General features: G+C 47.8%; 19 protein-coding genes. 7 read left to right on the forward strand and 12 right to left on the reverse strand.

The genetic code is table 11. From position 1 onward, the window contains the following. Window positions 1-255 precede the first annotated feature (255 nt). Entirely contained in the window at window positions 256-1,086 is an 831-nt protein-coding gene (locus AB1287_RS21430; RefSeq protein ID WP_435619037.1) for a lysozyme inhibitor LprI family protein, read from the forward strand. 281 nt (window positions 1,087-1,367) lie between these two features. Here the strand turns inward: AB1287_RS21430 and AB1287_RS21435 are convergent, their stop codons facing one another. The 4 genes from AB1287_RS21435 to AB1287_RS21450 form a co-directional block, all read right to left on the reverse strand. Beyond that, complete coding sequence (locus tag AB1287_RS21435) at window positions 1,368-3,155, reverse strand: UvrD-helicase domain-containing protein (RefSeq protein ID WP_435619038.1); 1,788 nt, start codon at window positions 3,153-3,155, stop codon at window positions 1,368-1,370. After that, on the reverse strand, window positions 3,156-5,372 hold the full coding sequence (locus tag AB1287_RS21440; protein WP_435619039.1) for an AAA family ATPase: 2,217 nt from the start codon (window positions 5,370-5,372) through the stop codon (window positions 3,156-3,158). Window positions 5,373-5,684: 312 nt separating this feature from the next. Next, complete coding sequence (locus tag AB1287_RS21445) at window positions 5,685-6,947, reverse strand: tyrosine-type recombinase/integrase (protein ID WP_333055027.1); 1,263 nt, start codon at window positions 6,945-6,947, stop codon at window positions 5,685-5,687. Between the two features lie 191 nt (window positions 6,948-7,138). Continuing rightward, on the reverse strand, window positions 7,139-8,002 hold the full coding sequence (locus AB1287_RS21450) for a YicC/YloC family endoribonuclease (protein ID WP_435619040.1): 864 nt from the start codon (window positions 8,000-8,002) through the stop codon (window positions 7,139-7,141). A 125-nt stretch (window positions 8,003-8,127) separates the two neighbouring features. Here AB1287_RS21450 and rph point away from each other — a divergent pair, with 125 nt between their 5' ends. After that, window positions 8,128-8,844: a ribonuclease PH gene (rph, locus tag AB1287_RS21455; RefSeq protein ID WP_312627953.1), complete on the forward strand. Its 717-nt coding sequence runs from the start codon at window positions 8,128-8,130 to the stop codon at window positions 8,842-8,844. Between the two features lie 77 nt (window positions 8,845-8,921). Further along, a complete protein-coding gene (gene pyrE / locus AB1287_RS21460) occupies window positions 8,922-9,563 on the forward strand; it encodes an orotate phosphoribosyltransferase (RefSeq protein ID WP_312627954.1) in 642 nt (213 codons plus the stop codon). 82 nt (window positions 9,564-9,645) lie between these two features. Here pyrE and slmA read toward each other — a convergent pair whose 3' ends face one another. The 3 genes from slmA to coaBC form a co-directional block, all read right to left on the reverse strand. After that, complete coding sequence (gene slmA, locus AB1287_RS21465) at window positions 9,646-10,242, reverse strand: nucleoid occlusion factor SlmA (protein WP_312627955.1); 597 nt, start codon at window positions 10,240-10,242, stop codon at window positions 9,646-9,648. A 120-nt stretch (window positions 10,243-10,362) separates the two neighbouring features. Further along, complete coding sequence (gene dut / locus AB1287_RS21470) at window positions 10,363-10,821, reverse strand: dUTP diphosphatase (protein ID WP_312627956.1); 459 nt, start codon at window positions 10,819-10,821, stop codon at window positions 10,363-10,365. Then, window positions 10,799-12,010 (reverse strand): bifunctional phosphopantothenoylcysteine decarboxylase/phosphopantothenate--cysteine ligase CoaBC, encoded by a 1,212-nt coding sequence (gene coaBC, locus AB1287_RS21475; protein WP_435619079.1) that lies wholly within the window; start codon window positions 12,008-12,010, stop codon window positions 10,799-10,801. Before coaBC ends, dut begins: the two co-directional genes overlap by 23 nt. 173 nt (window positions 12,011-12,183) lie before the next feature. Here coaBC and radC point away from each other — a divergent pair, with 173 nt between their 5' ends. From radC to mutM, 4 genes are all read left to right on the forward strand, one after another. Further along, window positions 12,184-12,852 (forward strand): RadC family protein, encoded by a 669-nt coding sequence (gene radC, locus AB1287_RS21480; protein WP_435619041.1) that lies wholly within the window; start codon window positions 12,184-12,186, stop codon window positions 12,850-12,852. Between the two features lie 204 nt (window positions 12,853-13,056). Next, complete coding sequence (gene rpmB, locus AB1287_RS21485; protein WP_312627958.1) at window positions 13,057-13,293, forward strand: 50S ribosomal protein L28; 237 nt, start codon at window positions 13,057-13,059, stop codon at window positions 13,291-13,293. A gap of 13 nt (window positions 13,294-13,306) precedes the next feature. After that, entirely contained in the window at window positions 13,307-13,474 is a 168-nt protein-coding gene (gene rpmG / locus AB1287_RS21490) for a 50S ribosomal protein L33 (RefSeq protein WP_003024094.1), read from the forward strand. A 101-nt stretch (window positions 13,475-13,575) separates the two neighbouring features. Then, complete coding sequence (mutM, locus tag AB1287_RS21495) at window positions 13,576-14,385, forward strand: bifunctional DNA-formamidopyrimidine glycosylase/DNA-(apurinic or apyrimidinic site) lyase (RefSeq protein ID WP_435619042.1); 810 nt, start codon at window positions 13,576-13,578, stop codon at window positions 14,383-14,385. Window positions 14,386-14,433: 48 nt separating this feature from the next. Here mutM and coaD read toward each other — a convergent pair whose 3' ends face one another. From coaD to AB1287_RS21520, 5 genes are all read right to left on the reverse strand, one after another. After that, on the reverse strand, window positions 14,434-14,916 hold the full coding sequence (coaD, locus tag AB1287_RS21500; RefSeq protein ID WP_312627960.1) for a pantetheine-phosphate adenylyltransferase: 483 nt from the start codon (window positions 14,914-14,916) through the stop codon (window positions 14,434-14,436). Window positions 14,917-14,919: 3 nt separating this feature from the next. After that, window positions 14,920-15,690 (reverse strand): glycosyltransferase family 2 protein, encoded by a 771-nt coding sequence (locus AB1287_RS21505; protein ID WP_435619043.1) that lies wholly within the window; start codon window positions 15,688-15,690, stop codon window positions 14,920-14,922. Beyond that, a complete protein-coding gene (waaA, locus tag AB1287_RS21510; protein ID WP_435619044.1) occupies window positions 15,690-16,964 on the reverse strand; it encodes a lipid IV(A) 3-deoxy-D-manno-octulosonic acid transferase in 1,275 nt (424 codons plus the stop codon). The genes AB1287_RS21505 and waaA overlap by 1 nt, the downstream gene beginning before the upstream one ends. 83 nt (window positions 16,965-17,047) lie before the next feature. Beyond that, window positions 17,048-18,043 (reverse strand): glycosyltransferase, encoded by a 996-nt coding sequence (locus tag AB1287_RS21515; RefSeq protein ID WP_435619045.1) that lies wholly within the window; start codon window positions 18,041-18,043, stop codon window positions 17,048-17,050. 11 nt (window positions 18,044-18,054) lie between these two features. After that, on the reverse strand, window positions 18,055-19,155 hold the full coding sequence (locus AB1287_RS21520) for a glycosyltransferase (RefSeq protein ID WP_435619080.1): 1,101 nt from the start codon (window positions 19,153-19,155) through the stop codon (window positions 18,055-18,057). Window positions 19,156-19,157: the final 2 nt, after the last annotated feature.

Here is a 19,157-nt window from a genome sequence, read left to right on the forward strand (position 1 = left end):
ACTAAAACAGGTGTGCTGGCACAATCGTTGGCCCCACAAGAGATATTACTTGGGGTGAGGGGCTTGTTGCATATTCAGCATTTTATCACCGTGCACAATCATATGAGAAATCATCCTTCCAGGATGTTCGGGTAATGAATCATATCGTTGGCGCGGGAACGTTCAGGCTCATAGAATCACCATATATATCATCTACCTATACAATTGATGGTTCTCGAAAATATGTTTGTTAGACTCTTAAAATAAGGACTTCTCATGGTAAATATCATAAACAAAAAATCTTTATTTATTCTTTCAATGATGGCTTGCAGTACAAGTTATGCTGCTTCTTTTGATTGTAATACAGTAGATTCAGGTGTTGAAAAAATGATTTGCTCAGATCATAAGTTAAGTCGTTTGGACGATTATCTATCCCAGAACTATAAAATAGCTATGGGGCCTGCTATGCCTGAAGAAGCAAAATCTAAAATTAGAAAATCGCAAATAGATTGGCTTAATAAGAGAAATGCTTGTACTGATGCTCAATGCATTGAGCGAATGTATTCGAAGCAGATGGACTATCTTTGGAACGAATGCTTTGATCATCTTAGTGGTAAAATTGAATATATTAAATTTTCCGAAGCAATAGATAAGATAAAGAGAGATCTAGCTTCTCAAGAATATAATAAAACTCATAAGACATCTGAGGAAGTTATCAGAGAATTATCAACTAAGAACACTAACAAAGTTCAACAATTAGGATTTAATAATAAACAATTAGAATCAACTTTATTTTTAGATGGGTTTGGTAGTTACTTTGAATACCATACTCTTAAGGAATGTTTGTCATTAATTTTTGAATTACCTGATTTAACCCTATTAGAGAAAATCAATTATAAAGGTTATGCTGGATTTAGGATAAAAACATCCGGACGACCTTACTCTGGATTTATTTTTAGAGAAGAAGAAGGTGAGATTTATTTAACCGGTCTAGTATCAGGTGATAAAATCATAGAAGCTACTACTGAAAATGACATGCGAGAGCTTGCTCGTATATTATTGAGCTATACAAACCATGTACTGGATAATAATAACTTTAGGGATTGATATAGCATTTAAAAAAACATGGTATTAGGGCTAAATGTGGTTCATTTTCCCGTATGATAATACATCTAGGTATTGTGAGATGTGAGTTATTACCGACTCTGACTCCCTCCTGCAGAGCAACGTACCATGCTGATTCTATAATGAATCAGCTAATGATTTATTGGCGGTACTTTGTAAACATATGATGATTACATGATAAGGGATATATGACGTAATGATTAATAGGCAAGTATCATAGATACCAATGATTCTTGCCTATGTTCATTATTTACCATTTTCACTTAAAAAGGGTCTGCGTCGTAGGTAAATTTTGTTCCAGATAGAACCTTTGTAGACTCATAATCTTTATATTTGCTTCTTCTCCCCCTTTCAGAAATAAGATGTAGGTTTTTTCTGGCCCTCGAACCAATGACATATAACAGTTTTTTTGCACTTTCATCACTTGAGTCATTAAAGTTTGGAACCATGTCTTGTAATAATCCAAATGATATAACAGTGTCATACTCTCCACCTTTTACTCCATGTATCGTTGACACTTTAATACCTGTTCTTGGTTTGAATGCATTACGAAATGCATTTATGTCTGTGGCAAAATGTTCATTATCTTTTTTTAGGCGATGAATTCTATCTTGTGAGCTTTTGAAAAAAGAGTCATAGTGCTCTTGTAGTTGAGGGTATGAGGAAACATCTACATTTATTCTTCTAAATAGTTCATCAAAAAAACTTCTTAGATAAATCAAACCGTCTATCTCATCAATTTTGATATCGTTAATAATATTTAAAAATAGTCGAGGGTTTAATCTTTGAATATCAACATGGCAAAAATGCATTTCTGACAATATATCAGAAACCCAACGCATTCGTTTGACATACATATTTGGAGATGGTTCAGTAAGAATTACCTGGGTGATTTTATACCAGAAGTTGTCAATATCTCTGGAAAAGGGCACAAGACCTGGACCATCAAAACTAAAATTTGGTAGTCTTGTAACTAAAGTCCTAGTTAAAGCTGCAAGATGCATCCACCATGGGGCCAGAATGCAAATTTCTTTCTGCTCAATTCCTAGTTGATTAACATTATATTCAATATACTTGCTTATGTGATCAACTAAATTATCCTTATAAACTTTTTGATTATACGTTACAACACTTTGGTAATTCTTAAACTTACTTTCCGAAGTTGTTTTGCTAGCTAATACATTGAAATTGATATAAAAATCTATTATTCTCTTTGAGCTTCTATAATTCTTATCTAAAGTCATATATGAAAATCGAGAATTAGTTATTTTCTCCAGCTCAGCTTGTGAGATTGCATACCCTCCTAATGAACCGTAAATGGCTTGGTTTGGATCTCCAACTACAAAAGCATTAATTTTACCTTCGCTAGATTGAATTATTTTGGAAACTATAGCGTATTGAATTTCTTTAGTATCCTGAAACTCATCTATGAAAATGTAGGAAAAAATACCACTTAATATTTTCGATATGGCATCTTTACTTATCAATTGGTATGAGAAGTATAGCATTTGCTCAAAATCAATTTGGTTATTTTTCCTTAGTTGAATGTGGTATTCGTCAAGGATATTCTTGATTGCTCCATGCTTTTTGAGATAACCAGATAACTTTAAGCCTTTAGATGTGTAGTAATGATTGCAGTCATAATAATTAACTTTTTCAGTTTTGTAATTTGAACAAATTGTTGTAATTAACTCTTCAGAGTCATAGGTGTTCAGTATTTTAAAACCGTCCCTAAGATTTTCATGATAAATAGAGTAAGGTTTTAGCAGCCATTCATAGCAAAATGAATGGATTGTTCCAATCCATAAACGTGATGTATCTACTCCTAATAACTCAATTCGCTCTTTAATTTCATCAGCAGCTTTATGGGTATAAGTGATCGCTAGTACATACTTTTTATCATCATTAAGCTTTGATAGCTCTAAAGCTATTTTATAAGTCAATGTTCTCGTTTTACCACTTCCCGGACATGCAATCAATAATACACTACCATGCGCATTGATTGCATCTTCTTGATCTTTATTTATTTCTTCCTTTTCCCATACAAACATTTATAATCTCCCCAAAATGTCATTATTTTCGATGGGTAGATCTTTTATCATTTCAACTTTCAGAGCATCAATATCATCTTTTGATAAATCAAATAAATTCCACTTAGGACTGAAAACACTTAGCCCATCCTCATATGCTTTTATATAGTTAATCCAACTATTTTTTAAGCCTAAATCTTTAGCTTCATTAAGCTTACTTATCTGTAGTTGTGCATAAGCCACATGTTTAATAACAGAATTGTAACGATGTTCTAAAATTTTATATTTAAGCTGTCTATTAAAATCACCGTGAGCAAATTGGATCGCATTTAATATATAATCTGGGATAGCTGTTTTGAAATCTATCACTTTCCCCAGTGTAAGTGCGAACCATCCTTTACCCTGATAATTAGCCATGGCCAAAGCTCTGACTCCTGATATTTTTATATCTCCAGAATTTAATTCATTTATGGAGTTGGTGATTGTTGCTTCTTGTTTGTAGATATCTCTAACGATGTTTTTTAAATAATTGTTATTACCTGATTTTATGAAGTCCACTTCAAATGTATGGTCTGCGAAAAATACCTCAACCCAATTATTGTTATTACAAAAATCTTGCAGCCTTTTTTTTCTTTCCGCTCCAGACTTTTGAGATGCATCTGCCTTTTTCTTGGCCTTTATTTCAACATCATCATTATCAGCAACTTCAGGAATAGTAATATCAAAAAATGCCTCATCGAGGTCAGTTATTATACTGCACTTCTTTTTAATCCGTTCATCGCTAAATAACAATGCTACATTCTCAAACCCAGTGCTTCTTATATTTATTAGGCTTATCCCAATCTCATCTAAACTTAACCCCGTGACCTTCTTGATTAATGTTGGGATCAATAACTCTTCTGCATCACCTTCAACTAAAACAACACTACGAGCAAATAATAAATTACTTCTTATTGCATCCAAATATCGTTGGATAAATTCACACTGTTCATCAGCCAACCCTGTTGAAGGTTGAAAAACTTCGCAGTTACCGCTAACGAAGCCAATTATATTCATGTTTTTTATGTTGCTAATTTCAGAGATGTTAGATGAGTGTGTTGAGTATATTATTTGAGTATTGTCATACTTTATGTTTTCGAATAATGATTTTTGAATATGTGTATGAATATGTGCTTCTGGCTCTTCTATTAATAGAAAGTTCGCTATTGATTGATTCGCGTGCTGGTACTTAAACTCTAATAATTTTAATGTAAGATATAGTAAGTTGGCTCCTCCAAGGCTCATTTCATGTATCGCCCCTTCATAGCCATCAACAGATTCTGCAACAAAGAGTTTTAGTGACTGAAATAGTTCGTCAGACTCATCACTTAAACTTGATTTAATCGACATCCCCTTTGGCGAATAGGTATCACCAACAGCATCTTTGATAGTCGTCGCAATATCACTACTTACAGTACATATATCTGGAAATTTCTCTATTTCAGAATTTAAATTTCTCACCAGGTCAGCAATCGGTTTAAATTCAGTTGAGCTTATTTCACCGGATTTTCGTTTTAGGAGGGTTAGTAAAGGGTTGGTTTTATTATTATGAAAGTCAGATACCACATCCCTAAGAGCTTTAATGAAAGTTAAAGAAACTTCATTTGGGATATTAAGTATATTGGGTAATTTAACTCCAAGTTCAGGATGGTTTAGAATTTTAGGAAATGAAGCACCATCAAAATCACCTACTATTTTTTTATAATTGGAACTATCGCTTAGATCAAGGGCACCTTTGCCAACTAGAATAGTTTCATAATCATCAATTGTTATGTTATTAAGTACTTCGTTAAGAGCATTTATATCACCAGGATTTATTTTTGACAAATCTTGCCTAATAAAAGATTTGGGCCTGAAGATTAAACTATATGTTGCCCTACTAACAATTTCATCTTCAGCATTACCAATACCATGAAGAAATAAGGATTGACTAGTTTCATCTGCGGCTATATCGTCAAATTCGACACTGATTATTATCCAATGTCCCCGCCAGTTTCCTATCGAACGATTGAAATCCCCTTCATTTAATTTCAGAGAATACCTTGGCATTGAGCTATCAAGTAATAACCTTATCGCTCTAAATAAATTTGTTTTCCCAGAAGCATTCTCACCAATAATCGTGTTTATGCCTTTATCAAAGTAAAAATTAGCTTTTTTGAAATTTCGATAGTTTACCAAAGTGAGTTTTTTTATAAACATATGATTTTAATCCATTTTTTTGTTAGTGCCTGTGTTTCATTGCATTGATAAAATAACGTAATCCATCACAAAAAAATTCTCTTAGACTAGAGTAAAGAAAGAGCTGTACTACTCTCGGAACGAGTGTGTGGATCTAACTGGTACCCCTACCTTTCAAGGACATCGGTTCGGACATTCCTGTTACAATCAGTTACGCTGCAGTTCTACCATAGCATTTGTCTGAAAAATATCTATCTCCAGCAAATAAAGTGCCGCACATCCAATCATTTTTCGTCATCTTTGGGACTTCCATGGTGAGTAGGTGAATTACCATCACGCTGTTTGCTTCCGTAGTGGCGTCACGTTATAGGCCTCCTCTCTTTCTAAAGAAACAAGCAAGCCAGCCCACAATTCCAACGCTTGTTTCCTCTCATCGAAATACTGATAGCGGTTATAAATCCCTTCCACGCCTTTGATTCTGTGATTCAGGCAGCGCTCTGCAACGACCGGATCAATCCCTAATGCTGCCAGATGCGATCGTGCGGTACGTCGAAAATCATGAATAGTAAAATTAGGGATGCCGGGGAGATTACTCTTCACCTTGCTCAAGGCTACAGGCAGCGTGCTTTCCTGAATGTGGGGAATCATGCGGTGCTGCATTTTTCTTGCTGGAAGTACCCACTGGCTATTACAGGACATCTGGTGCAGTTCTTTCAGCCATACAAGCGCAGGTGTAGGTATAGGGATATCGATCGCATCACCATTCTTAACTCGTTCAGCGGGTAAGTGCCAGACTGCTTCATCAAGATCGAACTCTTCCCAGCGGGCACCGCAAAGCTCCATTTTACGGCAGCAGAATACCAACAGAAGCTTCATTGTCAGTTCGTTCTGACGTGAGAAACCTTTTGTCATTGGCATTGCCTGTAAGAATCGCACAAGCTCTTCTCGGCTTAGCCAGCGTTCCCTGCTTTTTTCCTGCCCACCCGCATCATCAATTTCAAAAGAACTAGTAGGATTCGTTTCTAGCATATGCCGTCTTATTCCGTAATCGAAGATACGGCGAGTCCATCTGAGCACATCGTTAGCGACTGTAGGAGCACCACGCTTAACGATTTTTTGCAGCATGTCATCAATATGTCTGGCTTTAACCTCTTCGATTCTGAGTTGACCGATTGCAGGATTAATGTCCTTATCAATGCGACGACGTAGAATGTCTGGATGCTTCCACCGATTGAGGATCTGACGTTCAAAGTATTCTGCCGCCAGTTCTGAAACGCGAAGCGCGTGCTTTTCCTCCTCCATCTTCCTCAGCGCTTCAGCTTTGCGTTCTTGCTTTTCCCCCGCAACGTCATAACCCAATGCAACCCGTGCTGACTGTTCTTTAGCTTTTGCTCGTGCTTTAGCGAGTGACAGCTCGGTGTACGTGCCTATGACCAGCGATCGCTGCTTTCCCGCAAAGCGATAACGCAAACGCCAAAAGGGTACTGAGTAATTTTCTGGGAAGCATAAATACAGCCCACCCCCATCAGAGCGACCAGCAAAATGCTCACTCGATTTTATCCATGCTCTGATTTGTAAGTCTGTCAGTTTTGCCATGCTTATCTTGTCTCATTGCTGTGTACATAAACTGCGTGTCATAAATGTCAGTATGTACACGTCTATGTACATACGAAACACGCGCTCTAGTGATACATCATGAGACTATGTAAAACAAAAAAGGCCATGATTTACAATGGCCTTTTTATCCTGACGAGACTTGGTGAGACTACGCGAAATCGCGTGAAACGTTACTCGATATTCTGAATCTGCTCGCGCATTTGCTCGATCAGCACCTTCAGCTCAATGGCTGAAGCAGTAACCTCTGCATTAATGGACTTAGATGCCAGCGTGTTTGATTCGCGGTTGAACTCCTGCATCATGAAGTCGAGACGACGGCCAACGGCTTCTTTTTTCTTCAGGATGTTCCAGGTCTCTTTAACATGGGCTTCGAGGCGGTCCAGCTCTTCGGCCACGTCGATGCGCTGAGCCATCATCACCAGCTCCTGCTCAAGACGGTTGTTCTCGAGCTGAACCTGAGCCTCTTCGAGTTTTGCAACCAGGCGCTCACGCTGCCACTGGAGGATTTCTGGCATATGAGTACGGACTTTAACCACTTCCGCACTCACACCGTCAAGTCGCTGTTCGATGAGTGTTTTCAGCGCCTTGCCTTCGGTTTCACGCGCCACAATGAAGTCATCGAGAGCACCATCCAGGGCGGACAGAATTTCAGCGGTGATGGCATCAAGGTCCTGCTCCTGAGCAGCCATGACGCCGGGCCAGCGCAGAATGTCGACCGGGTTAATCTCACCCTCATCGCTCTGCATTTTGACCCAGTTAGCCGCGTTGACCAGCTGCCTGGCGAGGTTTTCATTGAGGATAAGCTCCCCTTGTGCGCCGGGATCCTGCTCAAAGCGCAGGGTACATTCAACTTTGCCGCGCGTCAGGCGGGTACGGATACGTTCGCGTACTACAGGTTCAAGGCTACGGAACTGTTCGGGCATGCGGAAGTAAGTTTCGAGATAACGCTGGTTTACCGAGCGCAGTTCCCACGCGGCGCTGCCCCATGTGCCCTTGATTTCACGGCGGGCGTAGGCGGTCATACTGCGGATCATAGACGTTCCTGTTTTTAAAGGAGAGATGGGGGGATTATAGCTACCGGGGCTTTCTCATGATAGGAATAAGCGCGTTTAATCCGTATAATGCGCAGCCACATTCGTTTTAAGCCGGAGATTTCATCATGCGTCCAGCAGGCCGTAGCGCTCATCAGGTGCGTCCCGTAACCCTGACCCGTAACTACACCAAACACGCTGAAGGCTCTGTGCTCGTCGAATTCGGTGACACCAAAGTGCTCTGCACCGCCTCCATTGATGAAGGCGTACCGCGTTTCCTGAAAGGTCAGGGCCAGGGCTGGATCACCGCCGAATACGGCATGCTGCCGCGTGCGACCCACACCCGTAATGCCCGCGAAGCGGCAAAAGGGAAGCAGGGTGGCCGTACCATGGAAATTCAGCGCCTGATTGCCCGTGCCCTGCGTGCGGCCGTGGATCTGAAAGCACTGGGTGAATTCACCATCACTCTGGACTGTGACGTGATTCAGGCCGATGGCGGCACGCGCACAGCTTCCATTACCGGTGCCTGCGTGGCACTTGCTGACGCACTGAACAATCTGGTTGTTGCAGGTAAGCTCAAAACGAATCCGATGAAAGGCATGGTTGCTGCGGTTTCCGTCGGAATTGTGAACGGCGAAGCGCTCTGCGACCTGGAATACGTCGAAGACTCCGCCGCCGAAACGGACATGAACGTGGTGATGACCGAAGACGGTCGCATCATTGAAGTGCAGGGCACGGCAGAAGGCGAACCGTTCACCCATGAAGAATTACTGACCCTGCTGGCGTTGGCCAGAGGGGGGATTGAATCTATTGTCACGACGCAGAAAGCGGCGTTAGAAAATTGATATTAAGGGCGACGATGTCGCCTTTTTTTTTTGTCCACAGAAAAGCAAAACAGAAAAGTAAGATGAGGAGCGAATCCATGAAACCGTATCAGCGCCAGTTTATTGAGTTTGCGCTTAACAAGCAGGTATTGAAGTTCGGCGAGTTCACGCTGAAATCCGGGCGCAAAAGCCCTTACTTTTTTAATGCCGGGCTGTTCAATACCGGCCGTGACTTAGCTCTGCTGGGCCGCTTCTACGCTGAGGCGTTAGTGGATTCAAAGATTGATTTCGACTTGCTGTTTGGCCCGGCATACAAAGGGATTCCGATTGCCACCACCACCGCAGTGGCGCTGGCGGAACATCACGAACGTGACGTTCCGTACTGCTTCAACCGTAAAGAAGCGAAAGACCACGGGGAAGGCGGCAATCTGGTCGGCAGCGCGCTCGAAGGGCGTGTCATGCTGGTGGATGACGTGATCACCGCAGGCACTGCGATTCGCGAATCCATGGAAATCATTCAGGCGAACGGTGCGACGCTTGCGGGCGTGCTGATTTCACTGGATCGTCAGGAGCGCGGACGTGGCGAAATTTCTGCGATTCAGGAAGTGGAACGCGACTACAGCTGCCAGGTGATTTCCATCATTACCCTGAAAGATCTGATTGCATATCTGGAAGAGAAGCCGGAAATGGCTGACCATCTGGCGGCGGTTCGCGCTTATCGCGAAGAGTTTGGCGTATAAGGAAATGCCCGGTGGCGCTGTGCTTACCGGGCCTGTGAAACCCACAGGCCGGATAAAACGAAGCCGCCATCCGGCAGCAATGTTACTGCAGCTGCGCGGCCACTAAAGGCCAGCGGGCGTCAAAATCATCCGTCGGACGGTATTTGAATTCACTGCGCACAAACCGGGAAAGCATCCCTTCGCAAAACGCCAGTAGCTGGCTCGCCAGCAGCGTTTCGTCCATGGTGTAGCCTTCACCTTCACGCATTTTCTTTTCGCGGAGCACCTGACGCAGCTGAGCTTCAATACGTTCAAAAAGCTGATTGATGCGGCCCTGCAGTCTGTCCTGCTCAAACATCAGGGCGTGTCCGGTGAGAATGCGCGTCAGGCCTGGGTTACGTTCACCAAAGCCAAGCACCAGCAGCACAATCAGGCGCAGGCGAGCGCCGGTATCTTTCTCATCTTTCAGAATCAGATTAATGCGCGTAATCAGGCTGTCTTCGATAAACTCAATCAGGCTGTCGAACATCCGGGTTTTGCTCGGAAAATGGCGGTACAGCGCGGCTTCAGAAACGCCAACGGACGCCGCCAGTTTTGCGGTTGTGATACGTTGACTGCCGTCACTGGATTCAAGCATCAGCGCCAGAGATTGAAGTATTTCTTCGCGACGATTCCTTTTCGCGGTTTGTTTTTCTGCCATGTTGTCAAATACCCCTGAAAATAAACACTCGCCAAGCGCGCATCCACACAGTGACCGCAAACGGTCGCTTGCGGTGATGTTATTGCATTATTTCGCTGCAGGATGCTGCTTCAGAACGGCTTATTTGCGCCCTGAATGGCCGAAGCCGCCTTCGCCACGATCGGTGGCGTCAAACTCTTCCACCAGGTTGAATTCTGCCTGAACGACGGGCACGAACACCATCTGGGCAATACGCTCGCCCGGTTCGATTGTGAAGCTCTGCTGGCCACGGTTCCAGACGGAAACCATCAGCTGGCCCTGATAGTCAGAATCGATAAGCCCCACCAGGTTGCCGAGCACCACGCCATGCTTATGACCGAGGCCAGAACGCGGCAGGATCACGGCCGCCAGAGACGAGTCGGCAATATGAATGGCCAGACCGGTTGGCAACAGCGTGGTGGCACCTGGGGCCAGTTCTACGGCGTCATCAAGACAGGCTCGCAGGTCAAGTCCGGCGGAGCCGGAGGTGGCGTAAGTCGGCAGCGGGAATTGCTCGCCAACGCGCGGGTCCAGAATCTTAACGTCGATTTTTTTCATCATAACGGGTCACGATCTCGTCCAATAGTAGTTGGCCCAGGAGTTCCTTTCGCGCAAGCGGTAAGACTTTATCTCCATCCTGCCATAAAAGGTGTAAAGCATTGTTATCGCTATTAAATCCTTGATTTTTCTGCGACACATCGTTGGCGCAAATCAGATCAAGGTTCTTGCGGGCTCGTTTTTGCTGCGCATATTCTTCCACATTATTCGTTTCTGCGGCAAACCCTACGACATAAGGACGAGAAGTTTTCAGCGCGGCTACACCGGCAACGATATCCGGGTTTTTCACCATTTTTATCGTTAATTCATCGCCTTGCTTTTTGATTTTCTCATCAGCAATGGCCGCGGCGCGGTAGTCCGCCACGGCGGCACAACCAATGAAAATGTGCTGCTTCTGAACGTTCTGCTGGACCGCCGTTTCCATCTCCAGCGCGGTGGTAACGTCAAGGCGCTGAACAAAGGGTGGCGTCGCCAGTGATACCGGGCCGCTAACCAGCGTGACGTTCGCCCCGCGCTGTGCTGCGGCAGCGGCAATCGCGAATCCCATCTTCCCGGAGCTGTGATTAGTGATGTAGCGCACCGGGTCCAGCGGCTCCCGGGTGGGGCCAGCGGTAATCATGATATTGAGATGTTGCAGATCTTTGACAGGAGAAAAATGCGCAGCTGCCATGTCAACAATCACCAGCGGATCGAGCATACGACCAGGACCGACATCACCGCAGGCCTGACTTCCGCTGTCCGGGCCCCAGAGCAGCAGACCCCGCGAGGAGAGCGTCTCCAGATTGTGCTGCGTCGCCGCCGCGCGGTACATCTGCTGATTCATTGTGGGCACTACGGCAACGGGAGAAGGTGTGGCCAGGCAAATGGTGGAGACTAAATCGTTCGCCATACCGGCAGCCACGCGGGCGATAAGGTCGGCGGTGGCCGGCGCCAGAATAACCAGATCGGCCCATTTCCCGAGTTCAATGTGTCCCATAGCCGCTTCTGCGGCCGGGTCCAGCAGGCTGTCAGAAACCGGATAGCCGGAAACGGCCTGCAGGCTCAGTGGAGTAATGAAGGCTTTTGCTGCTTCGGTCATGGCGACACGAACATCGGCGCCTCGTTCACGCAAACGGCGCACCAGCTCCGGCGTTTTATACGCAGCAATACCGCCGCTGACGCCGAGAACGATTTTTTTACCGGCCAGGCTCATCATGATGCTTTCCTGTGAAGGAGAGTGGAATTCGGCCATTTTATCACAATCCCTCTGCTGTCGTGCTGCAAAGGAAAATTCACTTTGCGAGGCGCTACGCAACTGTTGCAAGGGTGCGTCGTCAGGCGAAAGGTGGCCATGGCACTATAAAGCACGGCTGTAGGGGGAGAGGTATGGACACGATTGAGTCAATGTTGCCGCGCGAAAAGATGCAGGTTGACGGCATTGATAAATTATCTGATGTGGAGTTGCTGGCGCTGTTCCTGCGCACCGGTACGCAGCGGTATGGCGTGCTTTCCTACGCGGAACATTTGCTCAATCACTTTGGTTCACTGCATGGGCTGCTTTCGGCTCGTGAACAAGATTTGCTGCAAATAGAAGGCATTGGCATCGCTAAATACGCCCAGCTTAAAGGCATTGCCGAACTGGCAAGGCGCTTTTTTAACGTTCGCCTGATGGTTCTCGATGACCCGCTCAGCAGCCCGGATATCACCCGGGAATTTCTTCAAAGCCAGCTGGCGCATGAAGAACGTGAGATCTTTCTGGTGATCTTCCTGGACAATAAAAATCGGGTTCTTAAGCACTGCAGACTGTTCAGCGGCACCCTGAGCCATGTGGAGGTCCACCCCCGCGAGATAGTGCGTGAGGCCATGAAGGTCAACGCCGCCGGCCTGATCCTCGCGCACAATCATCCGTCAGGTAGTGCACAGCCCAGCAAAGCGGATAGAATCATCACGGAAAGAGTGATAAAGTGTTGCAACTTCATGGAGATAAGCGTCCTCGATCACCTGATTGTCGGCAAAGGTGAGATAGTTTCCTTCGCGGAAGAGGGCTGGATTTAGCGATCCATCGGGATCTTTGTCTGTTCGGGACTTGAGCACACCGCGGAGTCAGCGTATACTACGCCACCTTTGAGAATCTCGGGTTTGGCATTTGGGCCTGGCTATACGAGTTCACTTAGAACCGTCAGACCGGGCTGTAGCAGCCTGACGAGGCGCCAATACCCTATACGAAGCTCGAGCTAATTTGATTTTTGGAGAATAGACATGTCCCGAGTCTGCCAAGTAACTGGCAAGCGTCCGGTGACCGGTAACAACCGTTCCCACGCACTGAACGCGACTAAGCGCCGTTTCCTGCCGAACCTGCACTCTCACCGTTTCTGGGTTGAGAGCGAGAAGCGCTTTGTCACCCTGCGTGTATCTGCTAAAGGTATGCGTGTTATTGATAAGAAAGGCATCGATTCAGTTCTGGCTGACATCCGTGCCCGCGGCGAAAAGTACTAAGAGGAATTAAATCATGGCTAAAGGTATTCGTGAGAAAATCAAGCTGGTTTCTTCCGCTGGTACTGGTCACTTCTACACCACCACGAAGAACAAGCGTACTAAGCCGGAAAAACTGGAACTGAAAAAATTCGATCCAGTTGTCCGTCAGCACGTTCTGTACAAAGAAGCTAAAATCAAATAATTTTAGTTTCGATGTCACGAAAAACCTCGCCTCGGCGGGGTTTTTTGTTTTTCTGCGCGTCCCCATAATAGAAAGCATCATGCAAAGCCATCGGAGACGTCATGCCCGAATTACCTGAGGTAGAAACCAGCCGCCGCGGTATTGAACCGCACCTGGTTGGGGAAACCATCCTGCACGCAATTATTCGCAATGGCCGCCTGCGCTGGCCCGTATCCAGTGAAATCCACAGCCTCAGCGACAAGCCCGTGCTCAGCGTTCAGCGCCGCGCAAAATATCTTCTGCTGGAGCTACCGGACGGCTGGATAATCATTCATCTGGGTATGTCGGGCAGCCTGCGCATCCTTCCGGAAGAGCGCCCGGCGGAAAAGCATGACCACGTCGATCTGGTGATGAGCAACGGCAAAGTGTTGCGCTATACCGACCCTCGCCGTTTTGGCGCGTGGCTATGGACCAAAGAGCTGGAAGGCCACAGCGTGCTGGCACATCTCGGCCCGGAGCCGCTCAGCGAGGCATTTAACGCAGACTACTTCCGCGAGAAATGCGCTAAAAAGAAAACGGCGATCAAGCCCTGGCTGATGGACAACAAGCTGGTGGTTGGCGTCGGGAACATTTATGCCAGCGAATCGCTGTTCGCCGCGGGCATTCACCCTGACAGGCTCGCATCTTCGCTTTCTCTGGAGGAGTGTGGGCTGCTGGTGCGGGTGATAAAGGCCGTGCTGCTGCGCTCTATTGAGCAGGGCGGGACGACGCTAAAAGACTTTCTGCAAAGCGACGGCAAGCCGGGCTATTTTGCCCAGGAGCTGCAGGTGTATGGACGTAAAGATGAGCCGTGCCGGGTCTGTGGTGCGCCCATCATTGCGACGAAGCACGCCCAGCGGGCGACGTTTTATTGCCGGCACTGTCAGAAATAACGCGCGGTTTCGAGGCCCGGTAAGGTGTAACCGCCACCGGGCTACGAATTAAGGCTTTAGTTTGTCCATCAGCGCCTGATGAACGGCAGGCGGCAGGAAGTGTGCGACGTCGCCATCGTGGCGCGCCACTTCTTTCACCAGCGATGAAGAGATAAACGACCACTCTTTCGACGGCATCAGGAACACGCTTTCCAGATCAGGCATCAGGTGGCGGTTCATATGCGCCAGCTGCATTTCATACTCAAAATCCGCCACCGCACGCAGCCCGCGAATCAGGATATTGGCCTGCTGCGCCCGGGCAAAATTCGCCATCAGATCGCTGAATCCAACCACTTCAACGTTAGGCAAATGCGAAATCGCCTGCTGCGCCAGCGCCACGCGTTCATTGAGATCGAACATCGGCTTCTTACTCGGGCTGGCAGCAATCGCCAGCAGCACTTTATCGAACATAGCGCTTGCGCGGGTAACGATATCAATGTGGCCGTTGGTGATAGGATCAAACGTGCCCGGATAGATGGCTTTTGTGCTCATGACTCACGCCTTCTTGCTGAAGCCACGGGCCAGCGCCCACAGCTCGGTGTACTTATTAAACGTATACTGCGCGTTGACCATTGCCAGCAGCCAGCCCTGTGCACCGTCAAGAAATCCTGCACGCAGGATGAGCGTTTTGACGAAGGCACCGACCGTATGGCTGAACACGCTCGCCAGCGACGTTGTCTTACCTTTCTGATGGCGCTCCTGCGCCCAGGCGGTAGCGTATGCCAGCTGCTTGCGCTGGAAATCGGCGAAGTCACGGCAGGTCAGGTGCTTCAGATCACCTTTCAGTTCGACCACTTTGGCACCGCGACATTCCAGAGATTCATGTACCTGATTGTCGTTGTACTGCCATTTTTCACGTTCGTACAGGCGTAATACCCGGTCCGGGTACCAGCCGCTGTGACGCATAAAGCGCCCCAGGAAATAGTTACGGCGGGCGATACTGTAGACCGCGCCGGGCTCTGGCGCTGAGAGGGCTTGCCGCAATGCCTGTTCGAGTTCTGGCGTTACGCGCTCGTCGGTGTCGATCATCAACACGTAATCGCCTGTAGCAAGTGCCTGAGCGCGCTGACGCTGAATGCCGTAGCCTTGCCAGTCGGTGTTCACGTGAACTTTTGCACCGAGGTTTTTCGCCAGCTCAACGGTGCTATCGTCACTGCCGGAGTCCAGCAGAACAATCTCGTCGGCCCACTGCACGGAGGCCAGGCAATCCGGCAGCAGATCGGCCGCGTTTTTGGCAATCATGACCACCGACAGGCGAACAGGCATTAATGGCTCCGCTGAGGCAGGTAAGGTTGCAATAACTCCAGTAAACGGACGAGCGCCCCCTGGTTCTGATGCAGAACCTCGACGGCATGGCGGCCGTACCACAGGCGATAATCTTCATCCGTCAGCAGGGTAGAGACTTCTTTTACCAGCGTGTCGGTATCGCTTACGGTTATCAATCCATCCGCCTGCTGGAGCCTGGCGCAGATATCTTTAAAGTTGAAGGTATGCGGTCCCATCAGAACAGGGATAGCGTGCGCCGCAGGCTCCAGCGGATTGTGTCCGCCGCGCTCAACAAGGCTGCCGCCGACAAACGCCAGATCGGCAATGCCGTACAGCAGCATCAGCTCACCCATCGTATCGCCAATGACCACCTGTGTTGCCGTGGACGGAATTTCGCCCGTGCTGCGCAGGGTGAAAGTCATCCCCGCTTTCTGCACCAGCTCACGTGCATCCGCGAAGCGTTCAGGGTGGCGCGGCACCAGAATCAGCAGGAGATCAGAGAAGCTTTCCAGCAGCTTTTTGTGTGCGTCGAGAATAATTTTCTCTTCGCCATCGTGGGTACTGGTGGCAATCCACACCTGGCGACGCGGAGCCCATTGGCGGCGCAGCGTCACCGCGCGAGCCGCCAGTTCAGGCGTGACGGAAATATCGAACTTCAGGCTGCCGGTAATGGCAAGCTGGTTACGTTTGAGCCCCAGAGAGAGGAAGCGGCTGCCGTCCTCTTCGTTCTGCGCGGCAATCAGCGTGATGCGGCTCAGCAGGCGACGCATGAAGCTGCCGAGCTTGCCATAGCCTTTTGCAGATCGTTCAGACAGGCGCGCGTTAGCAATCACCAGCGGTATTTTGCGCTTGTTCAGCGCGGCAATCATGTTTGGCCACAGCTCCGTCTCCATCACGATAACCAGCTTTGGCCGCGTGGTGTTGAAGAACCGGTTCATGGCGCCGGGCAGATCGTACGGCAGATAAACGTGCTGGACGTCTTTGCCAAAGGCCGACATCGCACGTTCGGAGCCGGTTGGCGTCATCGTGGTCACTGTGATCGGAAGTGACGGATAACGATGGCGCAGCGCACGCACCAGCGGAATAGCGGCCAGCGTTTCACCCACTGAGACGGAATGCAGCAGTATACCCTCAGGCACTACCTTATTTTTGCAAAAGCCATAGCGTTCGGCCCAGCGTTTGCGGTAAGCAGGTGCCTTGCGGCTGCGCAGCAGTAACCGCAGCCAGACCAGCGGCTGAATCAGGTAGAGCAAGAAGGTATAAAGAAATTCCAAGCGAGTTATCCGTTTTTATCATTCGGCGGGCAAATTCTAAGCATTAAACCAGCGTAAAGCTATCCCTTTGGGGTTACGGGCGTTCAATCGGTCAGATAACGTTTCAAACGGAAGTAGCGGCGGCCAAGACGCCAGCGCAACCGCGGGCTTTTCGCACTCTTCCAGATCAGTTTCCAGATCCCGCGATCGAAGAATTCCCGCACGATCGTCGCTTTTTTACGTGGATCTTTCATATTGTCGAACGTATGAATAATCCCCAACCCCTCTTTGGCTATCTGCCAGTGGCAAGCCGCGATGCCTTTCACCTGTTCGGGATAACGCTGGTTGATGGCATCGAGCATCTCCAGAATTTTCATATAGTGGCGGGCAGAGCGGATCAGCGTCTCGTCAGTGTCCGGCATATGGGATACGGATGCCGAGTGGATGTAGTAATCGTAATACTGCTCGCTCGTATACTGCACGCGTTCAGCGGCCAGCAGCACTTCTGTCGTCCAGGGAATGTCCTGATGACGCAGGCCCGGCTCGAAATGGAAGTTATGCTGTCGAATAAAGTCATGGCGATACAGGTTCAGCCAGGTGACGTGCAGGAACTTACGTGAATCCAGCGCCTGCTTAAGCCACGTCGGGCCGCTCAGAACACCGGTGGACTGCAATTTTTCCGGCGGGAAAATCGGACGGATTGGTTTTTTGTCATTTTCCCAGACGTAGTTTCCGTTGCAGGTCACCACATCCAGCTGGTTTTTTAACGCCAGGTCCAGCAGATGCTGATACATACCCGGCTTGAAGAAATCGTCGATATCCGGGAAAGAGAGATATTGCCCTGTTGCCACGGCAAGTCCGGTATTGCGGGCAACAGATACCCCCTGGTTTTCCTGCTCGAGTACCTGGATTTGTGGCAGCTGCCCGCGCCATTTCTCGACGATGAGCATTGAGCCGTCGGTGGAACCGTCATTAACTATGATCACTTCCATGCTCTCAATGTTTTGTGCAGCGAGGCAGGAGAAGAACTGATCTAAAAATTTTTCGCCGTTATAGACGGCGACAACCACGCTAAGCAGTGGTGAGGTCGGGTGTTGCATACAATACCTGATTACTGTTTAGTGCCCGCAAGCGCAATATATTGACGGCAGATAGCCTCAATCCCGTAGGCAGAAATGGTGGTGTTATCGATAGCAGGTGGATTTTGCCAGATGTCCCACATGGTTTTTGCCAGGCCATCATCGTTCATTTCGCTCAGACCGCGGGCAAGCTCACCATTGAGAATTTCGGACGGCCCACCGGGACAACGCGTGCTCACGGGTGGCGTCTGGCAAATAATCGCTTCAACCAGCACGTTACCGAACCCTTCACAATCCGAGCTCAACACCAGCTGCCGGGCATTTTTGATCCACGGATAGGGGTTAGGTACAAAGGAGCGGAACTGCGTTTTGTCAGCAATGCCTAACGTTTTTGCCAGCGCTTTTAGTTGCTCAATATGCTTCTGACTGCCGTTCCCCATCATGATTAGCTGACCCGGAATACCACTTTTAGCGAAGGCACACAGCAGGCGGTCATGGCGCTTATGCTCATGGAAACGACCGACATGGATGACGTATTCCTGTCCCTCGAACGCAAAAGGTTCAGCGGCAAGCTGCTGGATATGTGCAATATCAAAGGGGTTATGGATAACCGCATCCCGCTTAAGAGTGATGCGCAGATTTTGGGTCAGATCATGAAGTACGGCGTTAGATACCGCTACAACCTGCGCGTTTTCATAGACCCTGCGTATTTTGGTTCGCTTAAACCAACGTGACGGGGCACGGCGATGGCGAAGGTAAGCAAACGAGAACATGCCATGAACGCAGTACCAGATTTTATCGCGGCTAATGACGCGGGTACGCGCGACGATGCGATCCGTTTTATGCAGGTGGGAGAAAACGATATCAAACGGCCCCTTTTCCTGCGCTTTAATGATGGCTTCGTCCAACAAGCGAGCGCGGCGCCACAGTTCCGTCACCTTCCGCCAGGGTTTTTTACAGTTATCCTGAACGACCTGATAGTCGATGCCTTCCGGAATGGCGTAGTCACACACTTTGCGCAAGGAGAACAGTGATACCTGATGACCCATTTCTACCAGTCCACGCGACAACGTCAGCACTGTTTTTTCAGCACCTCCGCCGGGTAAACCGTCAATAACCATAAGGATGCGCATCA

The sequence above is a fragment of the Scandinavium sp. UTDF21-P1B genome (genome assembly GCF_040750395.1).
Taxonomy (GTDB): domain Bacteria; phylum Pseudomonadota; class Gammaproteobacteria; order Enterobacterales; family Enterobacteriaceae; genus Scandinavium.

Coding starts and splice junctions, on each gene's coding strand:
- coaBC (WP_435619079.1), bottom strand. CDS start 12,010: ATGAGCCTGGCCGGTAAAAAAATCGTTCTCGGCGTCAGCGGCGGTATT.
- coaD (WP_312627960.1), bottom strand. CDS start 14,916: ATGAGCACAAAAGCCATCTATCCGGGCACGTTTGATCCTATCACCAAC.
- AB1287_RS21505 (WP_435619043.1), bottom strand. CDS start 15,690: ATGCCTGTTCGCCTGTCGGTGGTCATGATTGCCAAAAACGCGGCCGAT.
- mutM (WP_435619042.1), top strand. CDS start 13,576: ATGCCCGAATTACCTGAGGTAGAAACCAGCCGCCGCGGTATTGAACCG.
- slmA (WP_312627955.1), bottom strand. CDS start 10,242: ATGGCAGAAAAACAAACCGCGAAAAGGAATCGTCGCGAAGAAATACTT.
- rph (WP_312627953.1), top strand. CDS start 8,128: ATGCGTCCAGCAGGCCGTAGCGCTCATCAGGTGCGTCCCGTAACCCTG.
- radC (WP_435619041.1), top strand. CDS start 12,184: ATGGACACGATTGAGTCAATGTTGCCGCGCGAAAAGATGCAGGTTGAC.
- AB1287_RS21450 (WP_435619040.1), bottom strand. CDS start 8,002: ATGATCCGCAGTATGACCGCCTACGCCCGCCGTGAAATCAAGGGCACA.
- AB1287_RS21440 (WP_435619039.1), bottom strand. CDS start 5,372: ATGTTTATAAAAAAACTCACTTTGGTAAACTATCGAAATTTCAAAAAA.
- dut (WP_312627956.1), bottom strand. CDS start 10,821: ATGATGAAAAAAATCGACGTTAAGATTCTGGACCCGCGCGTTGGCGAG.
- AB1287_RS21430 (WP_435619037.1), top strand. CDS start 256: ATGGTAAATATCATAAACAAAAAATCTTTATTTATTCTTTCAATGATG.
- AB1287_RS21515 (WP_435619045.1), bottom strand. CDS start 18,043: ATGCAACACCCGACCTCACCACTGCTTAGCGTGGTTGTCGCCGTCTAT.
- rpmB (WP_312627958.1), top strand. CDS start 13,057: ATGTCCCGAGTCTGCCAAGTAACTGGCAAGCGTCCGGTGACCGGTAAC.
- AB1287_RS21445 (WP_333055027.1), bottom strand. CDS start 6,947: ATGGCAAAACTGACAGACTTACAAATCAGAGCATGGATAAAATCGAGT.
- rpmG (WP_003024094.1), top strand. CDS start 13,307: ATGGCTAAAGGTATTCGTGAGAAAATCAAGCTGGTTTCTTCCGCTGGT.
- pyrE (WP_312627954.1), top strand. CDS start 8,922: ATGAAACCGTATCAGCGCCAGTTTATTGAGTTTGCGCTTAACAAGCAG.
- AB1287_RS21520 (WP_435619080.1), bottom strand. CDS start 19,155: ATGCGCATCCTTATGGTTATTGACGGTTTACCCGGCGGAGGTGCTGAA.
- AB1287_RS21435 (WP_435619038.1), bottom strand. CDS start 3,155: ATGTTTGTATGGGAAAAGGAAGAAATAAATAAAGATCAAGAAGATGCA.